The sequence below is a fragment of the Alteribacillus sp. HJP-4 genome, assembly GCF_042139015.1.
Lineage (GTDB): Bacteria > Bacillota > Bacilli > Bacillales > Marinococcaceae > JBHIKY01.
In genome coordinates, this window is the sequence record NZ_JBHIKY010000003.1 from 1 (window position 1) to 22,229 (window position 22,229).

General features: G+C 44.4%; 28 protein-coding genes and 2 pseudogenes. 11 read left to right on the forward strand and 19 right to left on the reverse strand.

The features are described from left to right. Positions 1 to 179, forward strand: a 179-nt coding sequence (locus ACE4RR_RS03040; RefSeq protein ID WP_375534203.1) for an IS3 family transposase, incomplete at its 5' end; no start/stop codon positions are given. An 80-nt stretch (positions 180 to 259) separates the two neighbouring features. Here the strand turns inward: ACE4RR_RS03040 and ACE4RR_RS03045 are convergent. From ACE4RR_RS03045 to ACE4RR_RS03055, 3 genes are all read right to left on the reverse strand, one after another. After that, positions 260 to 589, reverse strand: coding sequence for a YuiB family protein (locus ACE4RR_RS03045; protein ID WP_375533926.1), 330 nt, complete (start codon positions 587 to 589; stop codon positions 260 to 262). A 209-nt stretch (positions 590 to 798) separates the two neighbouring features. Then, entirely contained in the window at positions 799 to 933 is a 135-nt protein-coding gene (locus tag ACE4RR_RS03050; protein ID WP_375533927.1) for a YuiA family protein, read from the reverse strand. A 476-nt stretch (positions 934 to 1,409) separates the two neighbouring features. Next, entirely contained in the window at positions 1,410 to 2,621 is a 1,212-nt protein-coding gene (locus ACE4RR_RS03055; RefSeq protein WP_375533928.1) for an NAD(P)/FAD-dependent oxidoreductase, read from the reverse strand. Between the two features lie 344 nt (positions 2,622 to 2,965). Here ACE4RR_RS03055 and ACE4RR_RS03060 point away from each other — a divergent pair, with 344 nt between their 5' ends. Continuing rightward, the gene (locus tag ACE4RR_RS03060) at positions 2,966 to 3,955 is read left to right on the forward strand and encodes an NAD(P)/FAD-dependent oxidoreductase (RefSeq protein WP_375533929.1); all 990 of its coding nucleotides are present in this window, start codon (positions 2,966 to 2,968) and stop codon (positions 3,953 to 3,955) included. A gap of 434 nt (positions 3,956 to 4,389) precedes the next feature. Here the strand turns inward: ACE4RR_RS03060 and erpA are convergent, their stop codons facing one another. Together erpA and ACE4RR_RS03070 are read right to left on the reverse strand one after the other, a co-directional pair. Beyond that, a complete protein-coding gene (gene erpA / locus ACE4RR_RS03065) occupies positions 4,390 to 4,743 on the reverse strand; it encodes an iron-sulfur cluster insertion protein ErpA (RefSeq protein WP_375533930.1) in 354 nt (117 codons plus the stop codon). An 81-nt stretch (positions 4,744 to 4,824) separates the two neighbouring features. Continuing rightward, positions 4,825 to 5,046 carry a Spo0E family sporulation regulatory protein-aspartic acid phosphatase gene (locus tag ACE4RR_RS03070; RefSeq protein ID WP_375533931.1) on the reverse strand — a complete coding sequence of 74 codons (222 nt, stop codon included), beginning with the start codon at positions 5,044 to 5,046 and terminating at the stop codon, positions 4,825 to 4,827. A gap of 213 nt (positions 5,047 to 5,259) precedes the next feature. Here ACE4RR_RS03070 and mqnE point away from each other — a divergent pair, with 213 nt between their 5' ends. After that, entirely contained in the window at positions 5,260 to 6,357 is a 1,098-nt protein-coding gene (mqnE, locus tag ACE4RR_RS03075) for an aminofutalosine synthase MqnE (RefSeq protein WP_375533932.1), read from the forward strand. 84 nt (positions 6,358 to 6,441) lie between these two features. Here mqnE and dapF read toward each other — a convergent pair whose 3' ends face one another. From dapF to ACE4RR_RS03090, 3 genes are read right to left on the reverse strand one after another with little or no spacing between them, the layout of a single operon-like run. Continuing rightward, positions 6,442 to 7,275, reverse strand: a complete 834-nt coding sequence (gene dapF, locus ACE4RR_RS03080) for a diaminopimelate epimerase (protein WP_375534204.1) — start codon at positions 7,273 to 7,275, stop codon at positions 6,442 to 6,444. Positions 7,276 to 7,289: 14 nt separating this feature from the next. Beyond that, positions 7,290 to 7,541, reverse strand: a complete 252-nt coding sequence (locus tag ACE4RR_RS03085; protein ID WP_375533933.1) for a hypothetical protein — start codon at positions 7,539 to 7,541, stop codon at positions 7,290 to 7,292. Between the two features lie 54 nt (positions 7,542 to 7,595). Beyond that, a complete protein-coding gene (locus tag ACE4RR_RS03090; RefSeq protein ID WP_375533934.1) occupies positions 7,596 to 7,832 on the reverse strand; it encodes a YuzB family protein in 237 nt (78 codons plus the stop codon). A gap of 238 nt (positions 7,833 to 8,070) precedes the next feature. Here ACE4RR_RS03090 and ACE4RR_RS03095 point away from each other — a divergent pair. After that, positions 8,071 to 8,184: pseudogene (locus ACE4RR_RS03095) on the forward strand (TetR family transcriptional regulator); the annotation flags it as partial. Between the two features lie 456 nt (positions 8,185 to 8,640). Next, complete coding sequence (locus ACE4RR_RS03100; protein ID WP_375534205.1) at positions 8,641 to 9,711, forward strand: NAD(P)/FAD-dependent oxidoreductase; 1,071 nt, start codon at positions 8,641 to 8,643, stop codon at positions 9,709 to 9,711. A gap of 127 nt (positions 9,712 to 9,838) precedes the next feature. Here ACE4RR_RS03100 and ACE4RR_RS03105 read toward each other — a convergent pair whose 3' ends face one another. Next, the gene (locus ACE4RR_RS03105; RefSeq protein WP_375533935.1) at positions 9,839 to 10,147 is read right to left on the reverse strand and encodes a YuzD family protein; all 309 of its coding nucleotides are present in this window, start codon (positions 10,145 to 10,147) and stop codon (positions 9,839 to 9,841) included. Between the two features lie 224 nt (positions 10,148 to 10,371). Between ACE4RR_RS03105 and ACE4RR_RS03110 the strand changes: the two are divergent. Continuing rightward, positions 10,372 to 10,593 (forward strand): annotated as a pseudogene (locus tag ACE4RR_RS03110) (NifU family protein); the annotation flags it as partial. 175 nt (positions 10,594 to 10,768) lie between these two features. Here the strand turns inward: ACE4RR_RS03110 and ACE4RR_RS03115 are convergent. The 7 genes from ACE4RR_RS03115 to ACE4RR_RS03145 form a co-directional block, all read right to left on the reverse strand. Then, the gene (locus ACE4RR_RS03115) at positions 10,769 to 10,891 is read right to left on the reverse strand and encodes a hypothetical protein (RefSeq protein WP_375533936.1); all 123 of its coding nucleotides are present in this window, start codon (positions 10,889 to 10,891) and stop codon (positions 10,769 to 10,771) included. Between the two features lie 127 nt (positions 10,892 to 11,018). Next, on the reverse strand, positions 11,019 to 11,951 hold the full coding sequence (thrB, locus tag ACE4RR_RS03120; RefSeq protein WP_375533937.1) for a homoserine kinase: 933 nt from the start codon (positions 11,949 to 11,951) through the stop codon (positions 11,019 to 11,021). After that, positions 11,941 to 13,011, reverse strand: coding sequence for a threonine synthase (gene thrC / locus ACE4RR_RS03125; protein ID WP_375534206.1), 1,071 nt, complete (start codon positions 13,009 to 13,011; stop codon positions 11,941 to 11,943). Before thrC ends, thrB begins: the two co-directional genes overlap by 11 nt. Then, positions 13,011 to 14,312, reverse strand: coding sequence for a homoserine dehydrogenase (locus tag ACE4RR_RS03130; protein WP_375533938.1), 1,302 nt, complete (start codon positions 14,310 to 14,312; stop codon positions 13,011 to 13,013). The genes thrC and ACE4RR_RS03130 overlap by 1 nt, the downstream gene beginning before the upstream one ends. A 190-nt stretch (positions 14,313 to 14,502) precedes the next feature. Beyond that, complete coding sequence (yutH, locus tag ACE4RR_RS03135) at positions 14,503 to 15,519, reverse strand: spore coat putative kinase YutH (protein ID WP_375533939.1); 1,017 nt, start codon at positions 15,517 to 15,519, stop codon at positions 14,503 to 14,505. Positions 15,520 to 15,567: 48 nt separating this feature from the next. Then, complete coding sequence (locus ACE4RR_RS03140) at positions 15,568 to 16,338, reverse strand: TIGR01457 family HAD-type hydrolase (protein WP_375533940.1); 771 nt, start codon at positions 16,336 to 16,338, stop codon at positions 15,568 to 15,570. A gap of 14 nt (positions 16,339 to 16,352) precedes the next feature. Next, positions 16,353 to 16,802, reverse strand: coding sequence for a DUF86 domain-containing protein (locus ACE4RR_RS03145; RefSeq protein WP_375533941.1), 450 nt, complete (start codon positions 16,800 to 16,802; stop codon positions 16,353 to 16,355). A 155-nt stretch (positions 16,803 to 16,957) separates the two neighbouring features. On the opposite strand from ACE4RR_RS03145, the gene glpX reads away from it, so the two are divergent. Genes glpX through ACE4RR_RS03160 form a run of 3 tightly spaced genes read left to right on the forward strand, consistent with a single transcriptional unit; the run spans position 16,958 to position 18,549 of the window. Continuing rightward, positions 16,958 to 17,932, forward strand: a complete 975-nt coding sequence (gene glpX / locus ACE4RR_RS03150) for a class II fructose-bisphosphatase (RefSeq protein WP_375533942.1) — start codon at positions 16,958 to 16,960, stop codon at positions 17,930 to 17,932. Between the two features lie 18 nt (positions 17,933 to 17,950). Continuing rightward, the gene (locus ACE4RR_RS03155; protein ID WP_375533943.1) at positions 17,951 to 18,220 is read left to right on the forward strand and encodes a DUF3055 domain-containing protein; all 270 of its coding nucleotides are present in this window, start codon (positions 17,951 to 17,953) and stop codon (positions 18,218 to 18,220) included. A gap of 53 nt (positions 18,221 to 18,273) precedes the next feature. Then, on the forward strand, positions 18,274 to 18,549 hold the full coding sequence (locus ACE4RR_RS03160) for a hypothetical protein (RefSeq protein ID WP_375533944.1): 276 nt from the start codon (positions 18,274 to 18,276) through the stop codon (positions 18,547 to 18,549). A 162-nt stretch (positions 18,550 to 18,711) separates the two neighbouring features. On the opposite strand, the gene ACE4RR_RS03165 is transcribed toward ACE4RR_RS03160, so the two are convergent. Further along, positions 18,712 to 19,002 (reverse strand): YutD family protein, encoded by a 291-nt coding sequence (locus ACE4RR_RS03165; protein ID WP_375533945.1) that lies wholly within the window; start codon positions 19,000 to 19,002, stop codon positions 18,712 to 18,714. Between the two features lie 128 nt (positions 19,003 to 19,130). Between ACE4RR_RS03165 and ACE4RR_RS03170 the strand changes: the two genes are divergently transcribed. Further along, positions 19,131 to 19,718 (forward strand): YhcN/YlaJ family sporulation lipoprotein, encoded by a 588-nt coding sequence (locus tag ACE4RR_RS03170; protein WP_375533946.1) that lies wholly within the window; start codon positions 19,131 to 19,133, stop codon positions 19,716 to 19,718. A gap of 26 nt (positions 19,719 to 19,744) precedes the next feature. Here the strand turns inward: ACE4RR_RS03170 and lipA are convergent, their stop codons facing one another. Continuing rightward, a complete protein-coding gene (gene lipA / locus ACE4RR_RS03175) occupies positions 19,745 to 20,707 on the reverse strand; it encodes a lipoyl synthase (RefSeq protein WP_375534207.1) in 963 nt (320 codons plus the stop codon). 143 nt (positions 20,708 to 20,850) lie between these two features. Here lipA and ACE4RR_RS03180 point away from each other — a divergent pair, with 143 nt between their 5' ends. After that, complete coding sequence (locus ACE4RR_RS03180; protein WP_375533947.1) at positions 20,851 to 21,825, forward strand: M23 family metallopeptidase; 975 nt, start codon at positions 20,851 to 20,853, stop codon at positions 21,823 to 21,825. Between the two features lie 299 nt (positions 21,826 to 22,124). On the opposite strand, the gene ACE4RR_RS03185 is transcribed toward ACE4RR_RS03180, so the two are convergent. Continuing rightward, the gene (locus tag ACE4RR_RS03185; protein WP_375533948.1) at positions 22,125 to 22,229 is read right to left on the reverse strand and encodes a methionine/alanine import family NSS transporter small subunit; all 105 of its coding nucleotides are present in this window, start codon (positions 22,227 to 22,229) and stop codon (positions 22,125 to 22,127) included.

A 22,229-nucleotide genomic window follows, 5' to 3' on the forward strand; every position in this document is an offset into this window, starting at 1 on the left:
ACTTTTTCGGCATTATGAAACAAGAAATGTATTACGGAGAACCATTGATTTCTTATACTGAATTGAAACAGAAAATAGAGAGGTACATGGATTACTATAATCACGAAAGAATAAAAGAAAAACTGGCTGGTTTGAGTCCGGTACAATACCGAACTCAAACCAGCCAATCAGCTGCATAATAAAAACTCTAACTTTTGGGGTTCACTACCCTTCAAGACAAAACTCCCACGAATAAAAAAAGCCCCGGTAATCACCGGCGCTAAAACATTTGATATCCTCTTACTCTGAGCATTTTTATAATTATTCCTGAAATAATTGCGCCGATAAATCCGCTTGTTAAAATAAGTATATCCACGAACTGAAGAGCAGCAAAATCCTCACCAAGCGCCTGAAAGGACGAGCCTGGTGTGAAAATATAATCAAAGATTCCGACACTGTCGACAATCATAATTACAATTAACGGATATAAAAATGCCATAATCCACGTTGAACGCAGAATCATATTTAATAAAAACCCAATTCCGAAAAACAACAAAATGAATAAGATCATAGAAATGACCAGCTGCGGCAGACTCCCAATTCCAGACAATGTAATTCACCCCTTAGAAAACAGTGATAGTGTACAGAAGGCAGTGCATGAAGTCAATATGTACATCACCAGTTCTTTTATTATACAGAACAGTTTTGACCAAATTGTGAAGCGTCCCGGTCCGCTTCAGTTGTCTTCTATGAGTGAGGCGGCTTTCCTAACTCTTATCGTAGAGAAAAAAAAGAAGCCATATATTTGGCTTTCTTCGGTTAGGAATATTGTTTATTTTTTCCGTCTCCCCCGCATGAATAACACGTTTCGGTGCCACCGGTAAGCAGCTGCTGGTAGCCTTTCCCTGCACAATATGGGCATGCTTTTCCTGGGCGTGAATTTCTCGTTTTCAATAGCATTTTCCACTCCTTTTTTATTTTTGAATTTTCAGATAATATATCAAATTACGGAACCCTTGAAAAGTTTTCTTACATACCTATTTTAGTCGTGTAAGCGCAATCATCGTTTATTTTCTCAGGCTGACATTAAATATTAAACTTTTTCACATTTATAATACGCATAATGTAAGAGCCAATAAGACCTTGATATTGTTGGGTTAACCATCCTATCCCTTTTTGGCGGGAAAAGTAGTGGGAGGCGTGGTGAGTTTGATAATCGAGTGGAAAGGAGAAATTGAGTGTGGTGCGTGGAAATATCAAAAAAGCGCGTGAAAAGCCAATGGAACACGTAATAGCCCTATTCTGGAACCCACCCACACACGTGTGCCTGCAAAGCACACTCGTGGATTCCTCGTGCGAAAATGAAATAATGAAATAATGTAAAAAACCATCCTGCGGATCACTTGCCACAGAACGGTTTTTTTGATTATTTAAAAGGGATTCTTCCCTTTTTTCAGAACAAGACCTGTACCGCCCAAAATCCAGAGGTAGCGGTTATCGATCATTTTTTTCATAAAGTTGGCAGAGGTGCCGAACAATTTCTTATTGCCTACCACGCCAATGGCTTCTTTGCCTCCAAGGGAAGCTACTGTTCCTTTAATATCCGGCTTGAATTCGTGGAGAGATTCTCCTTTAATGAGCGCATGGAGATTTTTGGCAACAGTTTCAGCCTGCTGCATAGCAATCTGTGCGGTTGGAGGATACGGCCGCTCAGTTTCTTCGTTAATCATCAGCGAACAGTCCCCGATTATAAAAATGTTGTCATGACCCGGGGCACGAAGGTCCTTTTCTACCTTTACACGGCCGCGCATGTTTTCAAATCCTGCTTTTTCAATGACAGGATTTCCACGGACACCAGTTGCCCAGATGACTGTGGAGGATTTTATTTCTTCGCCGTCCTTCAGCGTAACCCCATCAGCAGTTACTTCACTTATCGGCGTGTTGATCTTGAATTCAACACCACGGTTTTCAAGGAGATTCATAGCATATTCTACAAGCTCAGGATCAAAGCCGGGAAGTGCTGTAGGAGCCGCTTCAATCACGTACATTTTCACCTTATTTAATGGAATATCATATTCCTTGCAGAGCTTAGGCATACGTTCGCTCAGCTCTCCAATGAATTCCATGCCCGTAAAGCCTGCGCCGGCTACGACGAAGGTCAGGTATTCCTCTCTTGGCTCCGGTTCATTGTTGTATTTCGCAAACATATACTCGGTATGCTCTTTTAGCTGGCGGGCGCCATTGACTGTCCATTTGTTAAAGGAATGCTCAAAAACACCGCCAACGCCGAACGTTTCCGGTACGGCCCCGAGAGCTGTCACGAGATAATCAAATTCAACCTCACCGGTATTCTTCAAGCTGACTTTGTTTTCCTCGCGGTGAATATTTACAACCTCGTCCTGAATAAAATTAACTTTGTTAATATCCACGACGTCACTGATCTGCATCCGTGTCCGGTCATGATGCATCGTGCCTGCTGCCGGTTCATGAAGCCAGGTTGTCTGATAATGGTAATCGTGCTTGCTCACTAGAGTTATATTCGCTTGATTATGTCCCAGTTCCTTTGTAATCTTTGTAGCGGTAACCATACCGCCATATCCAGCACCGAGAATTAATATATTCGGCTTTGTTGCCAATTTCATCACACCCATTTTTTTAGATTTTTTGGCATAATTTATATGTCTGCCTTCTCTCTCCGATATTGTGATCTATTTCACGTACATTGCCGCAGAAAAAACACGGCTCATCTTGCCGAGCTTCATAATAAAAAATAAATGATAGCCTATGTACGTAAAACTGTCACAAAACTCATGTATTATAATATTTCTTTTCTTGTCAAATTTCAACCCCTTACGCAAAAAAAACGAATCTAGAACCTGCTCTTCCTTCGGCATGCGATACAGTTCCTTTTAAATCACACCGTCATATGCTTATAATGGGAAGAGAAAAGTAAAATGCAGAGAAGTAATTGCTGGAGGTGGATGTATTGGCATTGGACAATGACATTTATGATATTACCATTATCGGAGGCGGCCCGACAGGTTTATTTACCGCATTCTATGGCGGCATGAGACAGGCTAAAGTGAAAATTATTGAAAGCATGCCGCAGCTTGGCGGGCAGCTTTCGGCTTTATACCCTGAAAAATATATTTACGATGTTGCCGGATTTCCCAAGGTAAGAGCCCAGGAGCTGGTTGATAATCTTGTGGAGCAGATGACGCCGTTTCACCCGAAAGTTGTACTTGAGGAATCTGTTGAGAACGTAATTAAAACAGACGGGGACTTGTTTGAGCTTCATACAAATGAGGATATTCATTATTCAAAAACAATTGTGATCACCGCCGGAGTTGGTGCCTTTCAGCCGCGCAAGCTGAAGATTGACGGACTGAGGCCATATGAGGATTCAAATCTGCACTATTTTGTAAACAATTTGAAAACCTTTGCTGGGCAGAAGGTCATGATCTGCGGCGGCGGAGACTCTGCGGTGGACTGGGCCAATATGCTCGATCCGATAGCGGATGTGACTCTTGTACACCGCCGGGACAAATTCCGCGCCCACGAACACAGCGTAGAACAATTGCATCAATCCGGTGTAAATATTGTGACCCCCTACCAAATTTCTGATGTAATCGGTGATGGAAGCAATATTCAGCAGGTTGTCCTTGAGGAAGTAAAAGGAGAAAAAACGCAGACAGTAGACATTGATTCACTTATCGTCAATTACGGGTTTGTTTCCTCACTCGGACCAATTAAAGAGTGGGGTCTGGAGATTGAAAAAAATGTAATTAAAGTAAATTCGCGGATGGAAACGAATATCCCCGGAATCTATGCCGCCGGCGATGTTGCCACCTATGAAGGAAAGGTAAAGCTGATTGCAACTGGTTTTGGAGAAGCTCCTACTGCAGTCAATAATGCAAAAGCATATATGGATCCGAAAGCAAAGCTACAGCCCGGCCACAGCTCTCACATGTTTTGATGTAAAACCTATCGGCAGACGCTTTCTGCGGCGAACGTTTCAAAACCCTCGGCAGTTGATCGCTGCCGAGCAGCAGCTGGTTCTACGGACACTGGATCCGCTAATTGCTCCAAACAGCCTGGTTTTGTGATTTGCCCGGACATGAGTTCCGCTCTGGCCATAACCTATTTCCACGCTATTCAGACAAATAGCGTACCTGATGTCCGCCAGCCATTAGAAAATGGTTCATTTTAATAGATTAACGATCTCTTGTCCGCTTACAGCCATCGGCCTAAGATTTCGTTTCCGTTTTTGAAAGCGACAAGTCTCGCCAAAAGGCCACAGCCTCAGCTTTCCTTTATCAAACGAAACGCTTCCGACTATCATTTTCGATAATCGGAAGCGTTATTTTTTCTCTTAAGAAACCATTATGTCCCGGCCTATTTGATTTGGTTTTAACAATCTTCCGGCGATCCAGCGTTGGTTGCTGTTCGAAAAGATGAACCGCAGCCGCAGGAAGCAATCGCATTCGGGTTCTCAATTGTAAACCCGCCGCCCATCATATTTTCTTTATAATCAATAACGACACCTTCCAGCATAGGGGCGCTTTCTTTATCAACGACAATGTCCAGACCGTTTCTTGTTAACGTTTCATCGCCTTCATTCTTTTCAGAATCAAAGCCCATTCCGTAGGAAAGTCCAGTACAGCCGCCGCCTTTCACTCCAACGCGCAGCTTCAGGTTCTGATCGCCTTCTTCTTCCTTCATTGCTTTAATCTGCTCTACAGCAGCATCAGTAACAGTAATCATGCTTAGCCCTCCTTTTCTCATGGAGAAAATAAGGGATGCCTATCCCTTGTAAAAAAATTATATCGTTTTTTATTCTTATATTCAAATCATCTGCCAGCTTTTACGTTCAGATACTGACTCCTCACCTACTGAGGCTCTCGAATTGTTTAAACCGAGCAGGTTATTATGCTGTTGGTCAATCCTGCGGCTGTAATGCAAGACAAGCGGATGATCGAAACCATATATGGACGCAGCGCGGACCATTTTCCTTCTTAGTATTTCTAGTTTATCCCCCTGCGCCTCATACCTGTTAATTTCTGACACCTCTTATCCCTCCCAGACCGCTTTAGTGTACCACCGAAAAAGTTTGTTTACATTCTATCTTATTATCCATATAAAAACAATTATCTTCCTACATCTTTTATAATATTCTACCCCGGTCTTTCGTGTTCCTGCCTTTCTCTTTAATTTCCTAATTTCTAGTTGTATAATGAAAGTTGTATTGTATGTGTGGAGAAAGAAGAAAGGATGGATACAATGGCTGTAACTCTCACGCAGGATGCCAGATTACTTGAGATTGCCGACAAGGTCAGAAATGGAACACGACTGACCATTGATGACGGCCTTTACTTATATGACACACCTGATCTTTTAACCGTAGCCCAGCTCGCTAATGAAGTAAATCAGTCCAGAAACGGAGACAATGTTTATTTCATTGAAAATATGTACATTAATCCGACCAACGTATGCGAAGCAAGCTGCAGCTTCTGCGGTTTTAAGCGAAAGCCCGGCGAGGAAGGCGCCTACACAATGCATGAGGAGGAGCTCCTCGAATACGTGGAAAAGCGCTGGAATGATAATATTCAAGAATTTCACATTGTCGGCGGCCACAACGTCGATGTTGGTTTTGATTATTATTTAGACACCGTCCGTGCACTCAAAAAACATTACCCTCAAGCAACCGTAAAAGCATATACTGGTGCGGAAATTGAATTTTTTGCACGGCTTTCCGGACTGTCTATGAAGGAAGTTTTAGAAGAACTGGTGAAAGCCGGGCTTGATACACTGCCCGGCGGCGGTGCGGAGATTTTGACTGAACGATACCGTGCAAAAATGAGCCCGGATAAAGCTTCCACAGACGAGTGGCTCGAAGCGCATGAACTTGCGCATGGCCTCGGCATGAAAACACATGCGACAATGCTGTACGGTTCCATCGATACTTTTGAAGAACGCTTAATTCATATGGACAGACTGCGCGACCTCCAGGACAAAACCAATGGGTTCATGGTATTCATCCCTCTTGCGATGCAGCCACGAAAAGCAGAGGCAGGCTGGAACAGAAGAACCTCTGCTTACGATGATATGCGTACGATCGCAATTTCCAGGCTGATGCTTGATAATTTTGACCATATCAAAGCTTACTGGATAAATATCGGCGCTCAGCTGACTCAAATGGCATTGACATTTGGTTCCGATGACATTCATGGCACATTGATTGAGGAAAGAATTTCTCATTCCGTTGGAGCACTGACTTCACAGGGACTGACGCGCAAAGAGCTGATTCACTTAATCAAAGGGGCTAATAAGCAGCCGGTAGAAAGAGACACATTTTACAATGTTATAAAGAAATATTAACAAATAAAGGAGCTGTTCCGTAAAGTCGGTTAATCTGACTTATGGATCAGCTCCTTTTTAAAGTACAGAAGTTTCGTGGCTCCCCTAATAAAAGCTTCCTTCACATATAACTTCAGCAGGACCAGTCATCCATACCCGGCCATCTTCATTCCAAGTAATCTGCAAATCTCCGCCGAGAAGGTGGACAATAATTGGAATGCCCCTGCCGGCACGCCCGGTAAGCACAGCCGCTACGACAGCGGCACAGGCACCGGTTCCACAGGCCTTCGTAATACCAGATCCCCTCTCCCATACGCGAAAATTCATTTCCGTTTCAGAGATAACTTCTACAAATTCAATATTTGCCCATTCAGGGAACATGGAATGCTTTTCAAGCACTGGCCCAGCTTCTTTTACTGGGGCAGCTTCGATATCCTCCACGAAAAACACGGCGTGAGGGTTACCCATCGAGACCGCTGTCATTTTCATTGTAAGGCCGGCAGCTGTGACTGCTTCGTTAATTGTTTTAGATTCAGGCTCACCTGCCATTGGGATATCTTTTTTAAATAGACGGGGTTTACCCATGTCTATCGTTACCTGATCTACAAATGACCCTGCCTTAGTGGTGTGAACCTCTGCCTTCACGGGCCCGCTCAGCGTTTCAACCGTAAATACAGGCTTATCAACCAGCTTGTTTTCATAAGCATATTTTGCAACACAGCGCAGTCCATTCCCGCAATTTTTTGCTTCTGACCCATCAGAGTTAAAAACGCGCATGCGAATGTCGGAAGTTTCCGAGGGACCGATCAGAATCATGCCATCAGATCCGATACCCGTGTTTTTATTAGATACCTTTACAGCATGTTCTGCTAGTTCACTTTCACGCAGGTCTTCAGTAAATTCATTCACATAAATATAACTGTTACCGAGGCCGTGCATTTTTGTAAAACGCACTAGTGGTCCCCCCTCTTGCGGAGCTGTTTTGTCGTCCAAAAATAATCACCGTCAGCTTTAACGATAACCATTTTTCCATTACAGCATGGCATCACGAGTGCCGTTTTAATTTCTTCCTCTGCCCGTTTGAGCTGGGCGGGCTTTAAATACGTTAATACATTGTGTTCCCCGCAGAACGGACATTCTTCTATATAAATATCCGTACCTACTTTTTCATACGGCCAGCTGTTTTCAAAAGGGATTAACTCCATGTCCGTTACTCCTTCCTATAAAGAACGTCTTTCCATTGAGGGAAAGACGCCGCATTAGAACATTGGATTTTCTTCAAGATATTGATAAATATTGCCGAGCAGCTCCTCATGTGATTCTCCTTCAACAACTTCACCGTTCACCAGCGCATACATGCTTACGGCGCATTGTCCACAGTTCCCGAGACAGCCATATTCTATAATATCAAGATTAGGATCCTTCTCTAGCTCCTCTTTCACTGACTGAGATCCACTTGCCAGATTGCTCAGGCAAAACTCTATAATTGGTCTCATTGTATTCACCTCTTTATGGTTCTGCAATTATCCTACCTTTGCACAAAATATAAGTCAATCCATTGAATTGCAGATTTGTCGGATATTCATTGAAATCAACGAAATTGTGCGAATATTTTTCGGTGTGTTGTAAAGCAGTCACAAAATCGATATAATCTTAATTGACCGAGGTCATTTTTATATATAAACCACTAACTCCCGCCAGAATACATAACGACGATAATCAGGGGAGGTAGCAATGAATCGATCAGCAAAAAAAGAGCAGACGCGACAAAATATTCTGCAGGCTGCAGTTGCTCTTTTCCGGGAAAAAGGATTTGAAGCAGCAACCGTCCAGGAAATAACTGAAGCTGCCGAAGTCGCCAAAGGGACTTTTTTCAACTATTTTCCTACAAAAGAATCGATTATGCAGTCACTCGCAGAGGATCGTCTATATGAAGTCGATAATTATATCCGCACATACGGACTGCAGCGGATGGCCTTTTTGTCGAAGCTGCGGGCTCATTTTAGTTATTTTCTCGGAGACTATCATCTAAATCCCTCCTTGACGAGGCAGGTCTGGCAGCATGTCATTGAAAGTGACGCGCATCTGCTCACAAAATGGGAAGATATTTTAAATGAATGCATTCGAAGTAAGGCGATAAAAAAGGATACAAACACACGCCAGTGGGCACACGTAATCAATAGTCATTTTTATTATACACTTGCAAAAAGCACGAATGAAACTAGAGAGGGTTTTCTTGATGAAGTCATGCAGATCCTGCATACAAGCCTGAAAAGTATTCTCACGCAAAGGGGACATCACACTATGAAAAGATTGGTCATTGTAGGCGGCGGCTACGGAGGCATGCGGATTCTGCAGCGTCTGCTTCCAAACGATCTGCCAAAGGATGTAGAGCTCGTACTAATTGATAAACTTCCATATCATTGTATGAAAACAGAGTATTATGCATTAGCAGCAGGAACTGAATCAGACCACGATGTACGTGTCGCTTTTCCTGAGCATGACCGTCTTCACCTGCACTTTGGCACAGTGGACAGAATAGATCGGAACGACAAGCTTATTTATATGAAAGGTGAGGACCCTCTTTCCTATGATACGTTAGTGATTGGTCTTGGCTGTGAGGATAAATATCATGGTGTTCCCGGAGCAAAAGAAAACACCTACAGCATCCAGAGCATGGAAGCCACCCGCAGAACCTATGAAGTGCTAAACAACCTGCCCGCTAAATCTGTTGTCTCTATCGTAGGAGCGGGACTAAGTGGAGTGGAGCTTGCCAGCGAACTCCGTGAAAGCCGAACCGATCTGCACATCAAATTATTTGACCGCGGAGATACTATTCTGCCGATGTTCCCGAAACGGCTCAGCAATTACGTGCAGGACTGGTTTGAAAAACATGAAGTAGAGGTTATCAGCAATTCAAATATTACCCAGGTAGAGGCTAAAGCTCTATACAATCATAATGAGAAAACGGAATCCGATGCAATAATCTGGACTGCCGGCATCCAGCCTAATAAAGTGGTGCGCGACCTTGATGTCGCAAAAGATGAGAAGGGACGCGTGACCCTTACGAATCACCACCATCTCCCTGATGATGAAAATGTATTTGTGGTTGGAGACTGTGCCAGCCTTCCTCACGCCCCAAGTGCTCAGCTTGCCGAAGGACAGGCAGAACAAATCGCGATGGTTTTGAAAAAGAGATGGAAAAACGAACCAATCCCAGAAACGCTTCCTAAAATAAAGCTGAAGGGTGTACTTGGCTCTCTAGGTAAAAAGCACGGATTTGGCGTCATGGGAGAAACTGCATTAACCGGCCGGGTAGCACGATTACTAAAAAGCGGAGTGCTGTGGATGTATAAGCACCATTCTGGAGTATAAGATAATAAATATTTTTAAGCCCCGGCTGATTACGGCCTGGGCTTTTTAAATGGAATTCCGCAGCATTGACATTGTACGAGTGGATGTAATTATTTACCCTGCCTGGCAATAACGTTCCACCAGCTATTCACGGAAGCGTTTCAATTTTTTTATACAAAAGTTTCAAGCGGGGAATTCCCTCTGCAACAATTTCGTCTTCTATTGTCACAAGCGGATAAAATAACTCTTCCTCCTCTATTCGATCGACGATATCTTTATCGGAACCGGCTTGACCTTTTTCAATATCAATGTACTCAAAATGAAAAGAACGCTGAGGGTATTTTCTTGTCAGAGCAGCCTCGAGCCATTCTTTTGTTTCCATGCTGGAAGGTAAATTTACACAGCTTGGGCATTTCTTTTCTGCACCAAAAATTTTTATACTGATCGGCTTCTTCATGGCTGCACTCTCCTTTTCCTTTATAGTACATGGAATCTATTCCAATTGACAAATCCCTCCCAGAATAGAATTGATTTTTCATGTGCTTTGGTTGTCATTGCCGTTTCATTCATAGTAGAATATGGATGTAGCCCTTATTGATGTGATGAGTGGAATTTTTCCACGCTGCATACTATAATAAGGGAAAGAAAGGAGAGGATACTATGCCACAAACAGCTGAAGATATGTATGCTCAGGTTCAAGAAGTTTTAGAAAAATTGCGCCCGTTCTTACTCCGCGATGGAGGAGACGTGGAGCTGGTTGATATTGAAGACGGCATTGTGAAAGTTAGGCTGATGGGAGCATGCGGTTCCTGCCCATCCTCAACTATTACACTTAAAGCAGGTATTGAACGTGCTCTTTTAGAAGAAGTGCCTGGTGTTGTTGAACTCGAACAAGTATTTTAATGAAATAAAAGATGCGCCCGGTTTCTGCCGGCGCATCTTTTTTTGTCTATCACTGATCCGCTTTCCACGCAGCCGTGGCTTTTTCCACCGTATCATTCCTGTTTCCTCGCAGTCGCAGCGTTTTCCCTGTTCGAGCTCCCTTTTCCACGGGTACAAGACTCTTTTCCCGTTTCGCTTAACTCGTTTCCACCGCTCCGTGTGGGGTTTCCCCGGATCCGCACGTGTTATCCCCCACTCTGGTTCGGTTTCCACGCAGCCTCAGCTTTTTCCTCCGCACCTCTCCGGTTTCCACAATCAATGGCTGCCCCTTTTTACACAGCAGACCCTACCTACAGGATGGGCATTCTGCATATAATATTAAAAAGCTAAGGCTTTCACCATTTGAACGGGTGACATGCCTTAGCTTTTCTTCAGCATCATTTTAGTCACGAAGACGCTGCGGTTATATTTTGCGGGACAGATACATAGCGGGCTCTGGAGCCGAAAGCAGCAACCTGGGCTGTCTGAACATGAAAATGCTGGAAATCCCGCTGCAGCGCGTCTCTGACATCTACACCTTTATTCTTAGGGGCAAGACAAAGTACCGTAGGACCTGCACCACTCAGGGCAGCTCCATAAGCACCATAGTTTCTGACATTTTTCATAATGTATTCTAAGCCTGGAACAAGCTTCTCCCGATAAGGATGATGAAAGACGTCTCTCACCATCATCTTTCCGACCAGTTCCCAGTTTTCACGAAGCAGTGCCGCTACCAGAACATTGCTGATGGAGCTGCCCTTTATAGCCTGATGATACCCAAGCTGCTCAGGTAAAATCCCCCGCGCTTTTTTCGTCATTAATTCTGAGGCAGGAATAGCAAGCACAAGTTCGATATCAGGAACACCGCAATGCACTATATTGGTATCTTCATCAGAATGGCTGCCCACTATGAGACCCCCGTACAAGCAGGGACCAACATTATCAGGGTGGCCTTCCCACAGGCTTGCAAATCTCATTTTCTCTTCTTTCGACATTGCTGCGCCGGTCAATTGATCTGCTAGTTCAATTGCGGCGATGATGGCTGCAGCACTGCTGCCGAGACCGCGTGCGAGTGGTATGTCACTGTACATCTTCACACGGCAGGGAGGAAGTTCTTTTCCCAGCTCTCTCGCTAGTTCCTCTGCCACCACATAAATAAGATTGTCCTTTCCTGAAGGAACGTTTTCAAGTTCCGGTGAATCTGATGCAAAGCTCCAGTCAGCAGCAGATTCTGCTTCAATTGTTAAATATCTATTCACTGCAATTCCGATGGAATCAAAGCCGGGGCCAAGGTTGGCTGAGCTGGCTGGAACGGTTATTACTAATTTTTTAGCTGCCACGATACACTCCTCCTTTTATCTGTTCGAGGAAGGCTTCCTCCTTATTTGGAAGTACTGTCGGTTTGACAGTAACAGTATCGATCGCTGTACTTGGATCTTTCAGGCCATTTCCGGTCAGCACGCAGACAATCTTTGATCCTTTAGAGATTTCACCGCTTTCCAGCTTCTTTTTCACACCGGCAATCGAAGCGCACGAAGCCGGTTCAGCAAACACTCCTTCTTTTTGAGCTAACAGCTGATAAGCTTCCAGAATCTCTTCATCCGTTACCATATCAATCTGACCATTTGACTCATCTGCTGCCCGCACCGCCTGATCCCAGCTCGCAGGATTACCGATTCTGATCGCGGTGGCGATCGTTTCCGGATCATTGATCACTTTGTTTTTAACTATGGCTGCAGCTCCTTCCGCTTCAAATCCTCTCATCTGCGGAAGTCCGGTGCCATGTGCTTCGTTATATTCTTTAAATCCTTTCCAGTAGGCAGTGATGTTGCCGGCATTGCCAACGGGTATAGCCAAAATATCCGGCGCTCCTCCTAATGCATCACATACTTCAAAAGCAGCTGTCTTTTGACCTTCAATCCGATAAGGATTTACAGAATTCACGAGCGTCACCGGTTCTTTTTTGCTGATGGATCGCACAATATCAAGAGCGTTATCAAAGTTCCCCTGAATCTCAAACACCTCTGCCCCGTACATAACGGCCTGGGCAAGCTTCCCAAGTGCAATTTTCCCTTCCGGTATAACGACAATACAGCGCAGTCCGGCACGGGCACCATATGCCGCAGCTGATGCAGAGGTATTACCTGTGGAGGCACAAATAATTGCTTCACTGCCTTCTTCCTTTGCTTTTGCTACAGCCATTACCATACCGCGGTCTTTAAAGGATCCGGTTGGATTGGTTCCTTCGGTTTTTACGTGAATCTCCACTCCCCATTTCTCGGATAATCTCTCCAGTGAAATTAACGGAGTATTGCCCTCATTTAAGCTTAACAGCGGTGTATTTTCATTCACCGGCAGCATATCCTTATACGTGCGAAGCAATCCTCTCCAGGTGCTCATCATGATTGTCCCCCTTCAACTCGATAACTGCTCTTTACGTCGATAACGACGTCCATATCCTCTAAAGCTTTATATATTCGCTCATATACTGCTCTGTTAGTTGTATGCGTAATGATTACGACTTCAGCTGTTTTAACTTCCTCTTCCAAAGGCCATTGTAAGAGCTTTTCAAAGGAGACATTTTCCTTGGCGAATAACGAGGTCAGCGCTGCAAATGATCCTGTCTCATCCTTTACGTGCAGACGAAGAAAATACTTTGATTCAATATCTTCATCTGTCTGAAGCTGCTTTCTATGCAGCGGAGAATGAATGGAGCGTCCGCTGACGCCAAGCCGCATGTTTTTAATAACCGTAACCAGATCAGAAACAACGGCTGTCGCTGTTGGAAGGGATCCGGCCCCCGGCCCGTAAAACATTGTTTCTCCCACTGCTTCTCCATAAATATATACAGCATTATATTCATTCTGAACTGCGGCAAGCGGATGATTAAGCGGCAGCAGCATCGGCTGGACGGTCAGCTCAGCCCGTCCGTCTTTACGCTTGGCCAAACCGATTAATTTCAGTTTGTAGCCAAGCTGCTCGCAGTAGTTCATATCCTCCGTTGTAACTGTAGTGATCCCGCGTACAATTACATCCTCAAGATCAACATTCATCGAGAATCCGAGGGTTGCAAGTATTGCCATTTTCCTGGCCGCATCCAGTCCTTCGACGTCAGAAGTCGGATCGCTCTCAGCAAAACCAAGCGCCTGTGCTTCTTTTAATACGTCCTCATAGTCACGCCCGTCTTCACTCATTTTCGTTAAAATATAGTTGGTCGTGCCATTAACGATTCCCATCATTTTCGTTATGCGGTCTGAAGCGAGCCCCTCCGTCAGTCCACGGATCACAGGGATCCCGCCGGCAACACTGGCTTCATAAAATAAGTCGCAGCCATTTTCTTCTGCTACCTTCAGCAGCTCCGCACCGTACAATGCCATTAAATCCTTATTTGCTGTTACTACGTGCTTTTTATTGCGGAGGGCGTCTGTAATATGCTGGCGTGATTCCTTCACGCCTCCCATTACCTCAATAACTACATTTATAGTAGGGTCTGTAAGGACATCCGCTGCGTTTTCCGTTAATTTCAGCTCATCTATATCAAAATCACGCTGTTTTAATTTATCTTTCACAAGTACCCTGCCTATTTCCACCGGGCACCCTATCTGATGATGAAGCTCTGCCTGATGCTCGCTGATGATCCGGATAACGCCGCTTCCGACGGTACCCAGACCAAGCAAGCCAATTGTTACACCACGATCCATATTCTCTCCACTCCTTAGCGCCTGTCCGATCCTCTTATGTTTTTCCTTGAACCGTTCATATCATGTCATAATAGGAAACAAAATGTCAATTATGCAGACGAAGGTGTATTCATCAGAAAAACAAATGTCTATATATAATGGACATTATATAGCTTATTTTGTTTTATTACAAGAGACGGGCTCAGTTAATTTAATAATAAACTTTTGCTGTTTCGTCAAGGAGCCATGCCGGCAGCGGCCGGTCCATTTCAAATATGCCGATAGCCATCTCTGTCAACCGCTGAAGGTATTCAGGCTCCGAGTCCCATATTTTCTGCAGCGGGGTCAGTGATTCCTTTTGTTCACTCGTTTCTTCATATAAATACATCTTTTCTATTTCTTCCATATAATCATACGGAAAAAGCAGCCTCCCAAACATTAACTGCCATCCGCTTGTGCTGATCGGCAGCGTGTCCCTGTAATTCTTCAGAAAAATCTCTATTTCTGTCGGATGTTTATTTTCATTCAGTCCGTGCCGAATCCATTCCGCTGTGTCTCTGGCTGGGTGGTCATACATCCAATCGCCCGGAAGCTTAACTCCATCCATTCTATCCTCAAAAATAGGCCAGGTGGAGGGACTATACGCGGTATGGGCAAGTGATGCAGCTTCCATTCCAGCACTTCGCCACTGCATTTCCTTCAACCATTGAATCGCATTTTCAGTTCTTCCGATATAATAAGGAAATGTTTGGAGGAAGAAACGGTCTTTGAGAGAATAACGCTCCTTTTGCTTTACCTGTAAATACCAGCTCTCGAGCTGTTCCATTCTTTTCTCCCACCATAAGGCCCAGCGCTCAGAGTAAATGCTCGTCAATTCAGGCTGAAAGAGCATCATAGTTTTTTGATGAAAGTCTGCCAGGGCCTCTCCTTCTGCGGTGCCTCTTCTGGAGGAAGCTTCTGGAATTTTAAACAGCAGAATGCTTTCCCCGTCTATTCTTGCAGACATTTCCCCCTGCTCAGGAGGGATATACTGCCCGACCGAGTCTTCTCCCATCTGCATCAGCAGATCTGACCATTCGAGCTTCTGCTGCCATTCCTCTTCACTCCAGGGATGCATGGGAACAATAGCATATTGTTCATCCTTACTCCGAAAAGCTCTGTAAGCCCCCGCGTTATAGATCTCCGTTACATACAAACCATATTTTTCGTGGATTTGTCTTTCCAGCAAGGCAGACCGCCCCTTTTTATATGCGTTTGTATTGAATGTATGTGTAAGTCATGATGACAATACCCATTCATTCATAGAGCTTAACAAATAAGTCGGGTGAACGGGCTTAGCCAATACTACATCAGTGCTGGTTACCCCGGTATTCACGTGAATCGTATCAATGCCTGCCCGGATACCCGCCAATATATCAGTATCGTAATTATCGCCTATCATGGCTGTTTCTTCAGCCTTCGTGCCAAGCCTGGTTAAAGCCTGCTCCATCATTATTTTTTCTGGCTTACCAATAAATTGGGGCGCGACGCCGGTGGACGTCGTAATTACAGCGGTCATTGCGCCATTGCCAGGAACAAGCCCTTTTTCTGTCGGCAGCGCAGTATCGGCATTGGTAGAAATAAAAACAGCTCCTTTTCTAACGGCTACACAAGCTGCTGCTAATTTCTCATAGGATATCCGGCGGTCGAGTCCGATGACTACAAAACCTGGACTGTGGTGGTCTTCGGTAATCCCATTGTCTCTCAGAGCTTGATGCAGCCCTTTTTCTCCAATAATATAGGCAGTCTGATCGACCGGCTTCGTCTTTAAATATGCCGCCGCTGCAATGCTCGAGGTAAGAATTTGCCCTGACTCACTTGGCACGCCCATCCGCTGAAGTCTGGATGCCACTTCTTCTGGAGAGGCTGTAGAGTTGTTCGTGACAAATAAATGCGGGATCTCACGCTCTTTCAATTTATGTACAAAGGAAGCTGCTTCTGGTATCACTTCTTTTCCGCGGTACAACGTACCATCCAGATCAAGCAGATACGCTTTATAATGTTTCATGATGTTTGTCTCCTTTACTTCTTATCCTCTGGCAAAAACGCAGACACAGGACCAAGTTCTTGTTCTAAATAATAGCGGATGCGGGCTGGAAATGCGCGAATCGCATCAAGGTTGTTATTAAGCGTTGCCAGCAGAGCTGTATGATCAATCGAAGTATACTCCTGCACGAGCTCTTTTCTGCGGTTCACGACATTTTTCAATTGTTCTGCCTCGGTGTTTGGCAGCACTTTTTCATCCTCTAAAATATCAATTATATCAGTATAGCTTCCTGGATCCCTCATAATGAAACCATCAATCATCTCATTTCCAGTATCAATGATTGCTTCAATCCATCCCTGTGCAGCACGCTCCAGCGCCAGATCTGCAAGATCGCCCTTTGTTTCAAGAAGCTGAGAATATATACTATTTATTTGCTCCATATAATGGAGTTTGGCTTCTATTTTCTTTCGATCAACAAAATACATACCAGTTCCTCCGTATATTATAAAAGTTGCTAACGCCCAGTATATCATATGTTTACCAGAACTTCTCACCGCTTCGGTTATTCCAGCCCCCCTGAATTATGATAGGATATAAACGACCTTATATTTTGTTATACCATGACATGGAGGGATTTACATTGGATCGTGAATTAGCACTTGAAATTGTCCGTGTGACGGAGGCCGCCGCGATTGCGTCAGCTCAATGGCTCGGCCGCGGACAGAAAATAGAAGCAGATGATGCAGCAACAACGGCAATGAGAACTATGTTTGACTCAGTCAGCTGCAGCGGCACCGTGGTTATCGGAGAAGGTGAGCTTGATGAAGCACCAATGCTGTATATTGGTGAAAAAGTTGGAAACGGCATTGGCCCTGAAGTAGATATTGCGGTAGATCCGCTTGAAGGAACAAATATCGTCGCCAATGGCCGCGCAAATGCGATGGCAGTCATTGCAGTAGCTGACCGCGGCACCCTTCTTCATGCACCGGATATGTACATGGAAAAACTTGCTGTAGGCCCGAAAGCGGCAGGTCTTGTCCGGCTAGATGATCCGATAGAAAAAACAATTGATATCGTTGCTAAAATGACAAATAAACGAGTACGGGACGTGACTGTCATTATCCAGGACCGCGAGCGCCATCATCAGCTTGTGGAGCGGATCCGGAAAAAAGGGGCTCGTGTTAAGCTATTTGGTGATGGGGACGTCGGTGCATCCATTGCCACCGCCCTTCCTCAAACAGGCATTGACTTGTTTGTCGGAACCGGCGGGGCTCCGGAGGGGGTCATTTCTGCTGCTGCCATCAAAGCCCTCGGTGGTGATATGCAGGCACGTCTCGTTCCAGATAATGAAGACGAAGCTGCACGATGCCGGAACATGGGACTTGACGATCCACGACAACTGCTTGGACTAGATGATATGGTAAAAGGAGACGATGCTATATTTGCGGCAACCGGTGTATCCTCTGGAGAACTGCTTGAAGGCGTTCGTTTTCTCGGAGGTGACCTGACAGAGACCGATTCAATTGTTATGCGTGCCAAAACGAGAACAGTACGCTACATCAAAGCCCATCACCGTCTCGACCACAAGCCTCACCTTGTCATGGAAGAAGATTAATTTGAAAGGAGAATTGTAATGGAGGAAGAACGATTCTACTTATACGATGATATGGAAGATACAAAAACACGGTTCGTCAGTTTTATGGGGGAAAGTGAACGGTTTGACCTTGCCATCACATCTACCTCAAGGCATTATGGAAAGCATTTAATTCTTGATATGCTCTCCAACCGCTTTGCTATCATTGGACCAGACGACCTTGACGAACCCGGTTATCTCGAACACGCATATAATCTGAATGAAGAAGCCGCAGAAGAGCTGCGCTCCTTTCTTCACGAAGTAGTATAAAAAGAATACTTCCTTCACTGTGTGGAATACTACCGCAGAGGAGGGAGACTTACGTGGAAAAGGATTATAAGAAAAATCGACAGGCTCACGAATCAGCAGAATACGATGACTTTGCAAACGTTGAAGCAAAACGCGACTATGTTTTTCCGGAGACACTTCCAGAAGGCCCGTACGGCTCACCAATTAATAAAAAGCCTGGCAAAACATCACCCTGGAGAAAGGGACAGCGCTCTTACAGCGCCTTTAATTATGAAAATAAGTCCCTTCATGAAGATATTCCAAGAAAATATCCCGTGGCACACCCCGTTCACGACAATGAGGATAAATAATTATTGAGTCTCTGTGAAATATATTTGATTTAAAAACCTGAAATTTAAATTCTTACACTACGCTTCCCAAGAAAAAAATGAACAAATAGAAAAAACGGAGTTAGGATAGATAACTATCCTGACTCCGTTTTCTTAAGTAGTAAGTAGCATTTGAACCCTTTTCTAAGTTGCTGATTCCACATTCCGCTCTTTTTTTAACACAAAATAAGCACAGCCAAAATTGCAATATTCATAAATATAATCGTACAGTGTACTGATTTTTGCATCGTAGGATACCTTTTTCTTCGCATCATGAAAAAAACCGCGGAGGCGCAGCTGATTGTGACCCCAATCTCCTACGACGTAATCATATTTATTCAGGACTTCACTATAACGTTCTTTAAATTCTTCTTCGTTCCAGCCGTCCTTAACATTTTCAATTAATTCAAACTGTTGTCCATGTACTTGAATCATGCGGTACCACCTCATTTCATTCTAGTATATTATACCACACTTCTCGTTATTTCCCTGCTCTTCTCCACGAGATACTACATAAAATAAAGCCTCTTTAACCCATACTAAAAGAAAAGAGGTGATCAAAAATGAAAAAAATGACAGCTGCACTCGCCCTGGTTCTTTTTGCCGGGGGCTGTGCTGTGGACAATAGCGAAAATAAAGGGGACCTTGGAGCTGAATACGGCCCGGAGCATCCTCTTGATTTTGTCCAAAATGACACGAATGGCGATGAAGAAATCAGCAAAAAAAATCTTTTCGGATTTAAGCGTCACGCTGAAAATGAAGCTGAGCTCGACCGGGAAATGAGTGCTCATGATGTGATTGACCGCCAGCGGACTGCTGAAGGCATCAGCAGTATCCTCGTTCAGTCCCCGGACGTAAAAGAAGCAGGAGTACTGATTACTAATGAGTATGCCCTGGTTGCTTACGAGACAGCAAGTGAAAATCGAGACGAAGCCGCCGAGCACGTGAAGCAGATGACCGAGGCGATGGTTCCTTATTTTTACGAAACGGTCATTACAGATAATCCTTCAATGATTGAAGATCTGGAAGCCTTTTACGGCACGGAGGCACGTTCAAAAGAAAACCACGTCGCACTGGAGAAAACCGTTGATGATATGCGAAATGCAACAGAACAGCCTGTGACGGATAAGGAAAAGACCGGCTCCATGTAGAGATCCGGTCTTTCTTTTACCATCAATCAGGCTTCTTTATATTTGTTTGCTTCTTCGAGTACCTGGGCTTCATTCACCTGCTCATCTGCATGGTAGGAAGAGCGGACAAGCGGACCGGATTCACAGTGGCTGAATCCTTTAGTCATAGCAATGTCCTTTAGTTCAGCAAACTCTTCCGGTGTATAATATTTTTGGACCTTTAAATGCTTTTTCGTCGGCTGCAGATATTGGCCGATGGTCATGATATCGATATCGTGGGCGCGCAGATCATCCATCGTTTGGATAATCTCTTCTTTTGTTTCCCCGAGGCCTATCATCAGACTCGATTTCGTTGGAATGTCCGGGTGAATTTCTTTAGAACGCTGCAAAAATTCAAGAGACCGCTTATACGTTGCCCTTGCCCTGACTCTCGGGGTTAACCGTTCCACGGTTTCGATGTTGTGATTAAGAATATTTGGTCTTGCTTCCATAAGAATCTCAAGATTATCGGCAATCCCCATCATATCGGATGGCAGTACTTCAATGGTTGTTAATGGATTGCGTCGGCGTACCGCACGGACAGTTTCAGCGAACACCGCAGCTCCACCATCCTTTAGATCATCTCTTGCTACAGCAGTGATTACCACATGCTTAAGCCCCATCTGTTCGACCGACTCTGCCACACGCTCCGGCTCTCCCCAGTCCAATTCATTAGGAAGTCCGGTTTTCACCGCACAGAACCTGCAGGCTCTTGTACAAACGTCGCCTAAAATCATAAATGTAGCGGTTTTACGGACTGACCAGCATTCATGTATGTTCGGGCATCTGGCTTCCTCACAGACGGTATGAAGGTTTTTTTCCCTCATCATTTTTTTCAAGCCTTTATAGGATTCATTCGTATTTAATTTAATCTTCAGCCACTCAGGTTTGCGAAGATACTCTTCTGTTTTAGCCAACCTCATCACTCCATTCTCTATCTTGGCTGCGGAGGTGCTGCCGCAACTATGTATGACATGAAATTCATTTACTCTTTACTTTAACACGTGCTGACTGGTGCCGCCAACTTTCCTGTTTTGTTACCAATCATTAACTTCATAACTTTTCGCGGCATGGAGAAAATAAAACTAACCAATACAAAAAGGAACGGTATGTTATGAAAAAAACTCTGATTACCTTATGCTCGTTCAGTTATTTAATATGCTTTCATCTTAACGCAGCAGCAGAAAAATCTCCAGATACCATCAACGAGAATAGACTACTTCTATATAAAGAAATGGAAGCCGTTACTCAAATTCCATGGTATTGGCTGGCCGGAGCAGATGCATATGAACGCGGCCTTCGAAATACACGTACGGACCGGGATGACGCCGAAGGGCTGATTAGTATTTATTATGCACCAAAAGAATGGAGCGGGCCTCTGAATCCCGACCTAAATTCTGAGGATCCAACAACCATTTCTCTTTTTGAAGGCGTCGGTAAAGATGGAAACGATAACGGAAAAGCGTCGCTTGACGAGGATGCAGATGTTCTTTTTACCTTTGCTGATTATTTGGCGGATTATGGCTTTGACGAAGATAACATCCAAATCGGTCTGTGGGATTATTATCAGAGAGATCAGGCTGTAAATATCATTTCCGGTCATGCTGCACTTTATCAAAAATATAACAAATTGGACCTTGAGGAGCATGCATTTCCACTGCCTAAGCAGTATAATTACAGCTACCGCAGTACATGGGGAGACCGGCGGGGCTGGGGAGGACGCCGCATTCATGAAGGAACTGATATTTTTGCCGGTTACCAGACTCCTGTCCGAGCTACCTCCTATGGCGTTGTAGAGCTAAAAGGATGGAATAAATTTGGCGGATGGAGAATTGGGATCCGCGACCTGACAAATTCCTATCATTATTACGCTCACCTCAGCGGCTTCGAGGACGGAATTAAAATGAGAAGTCTTGTGGCTCCAGGTGATGTGATAGGATACGTAGGAAGCTCTGGTTATGGAAAACCAGGCACACAGGGAAAATTTCCCCCGCACCTCCATTACGGAATTTACCGTGATAATGGCTATACGGAATGGTCCTATGATCCTTACCCATCCTTACGAGCATGGGAACAAACTGACTTATAAGAACTGAGCATCTATAGTCTGCCGAAATCCATTGCCGCTTCTCCGGACACTGATTCCGCTATTTTCTTTAAACAACACTTTTTTATAACATTGCCGGACATGGGGTTCCGTTATCGGCTGTAAAGGAGCCGAATTCACTGTCATACAGGTAAATAACACACCTCAAGTTATTCAATAAAAGGATTCATAAAAAGTGAAATTTGATCAAATAACGGATCTCCTGTCCGTCTCCACCACTATGAATTAAAATGAATTAAAAAAAGTGGCCAGTCTCTTGACTGGCCGCTTTTTTAATTATTTTATGATTTTTTGGAAACGTTTCTGGCGTGAACAATACTTGCAATCATTCCGCCCCAAATTATTACAATTCCGATGACCATCATGAAAATGGCACTCGCAGTCAT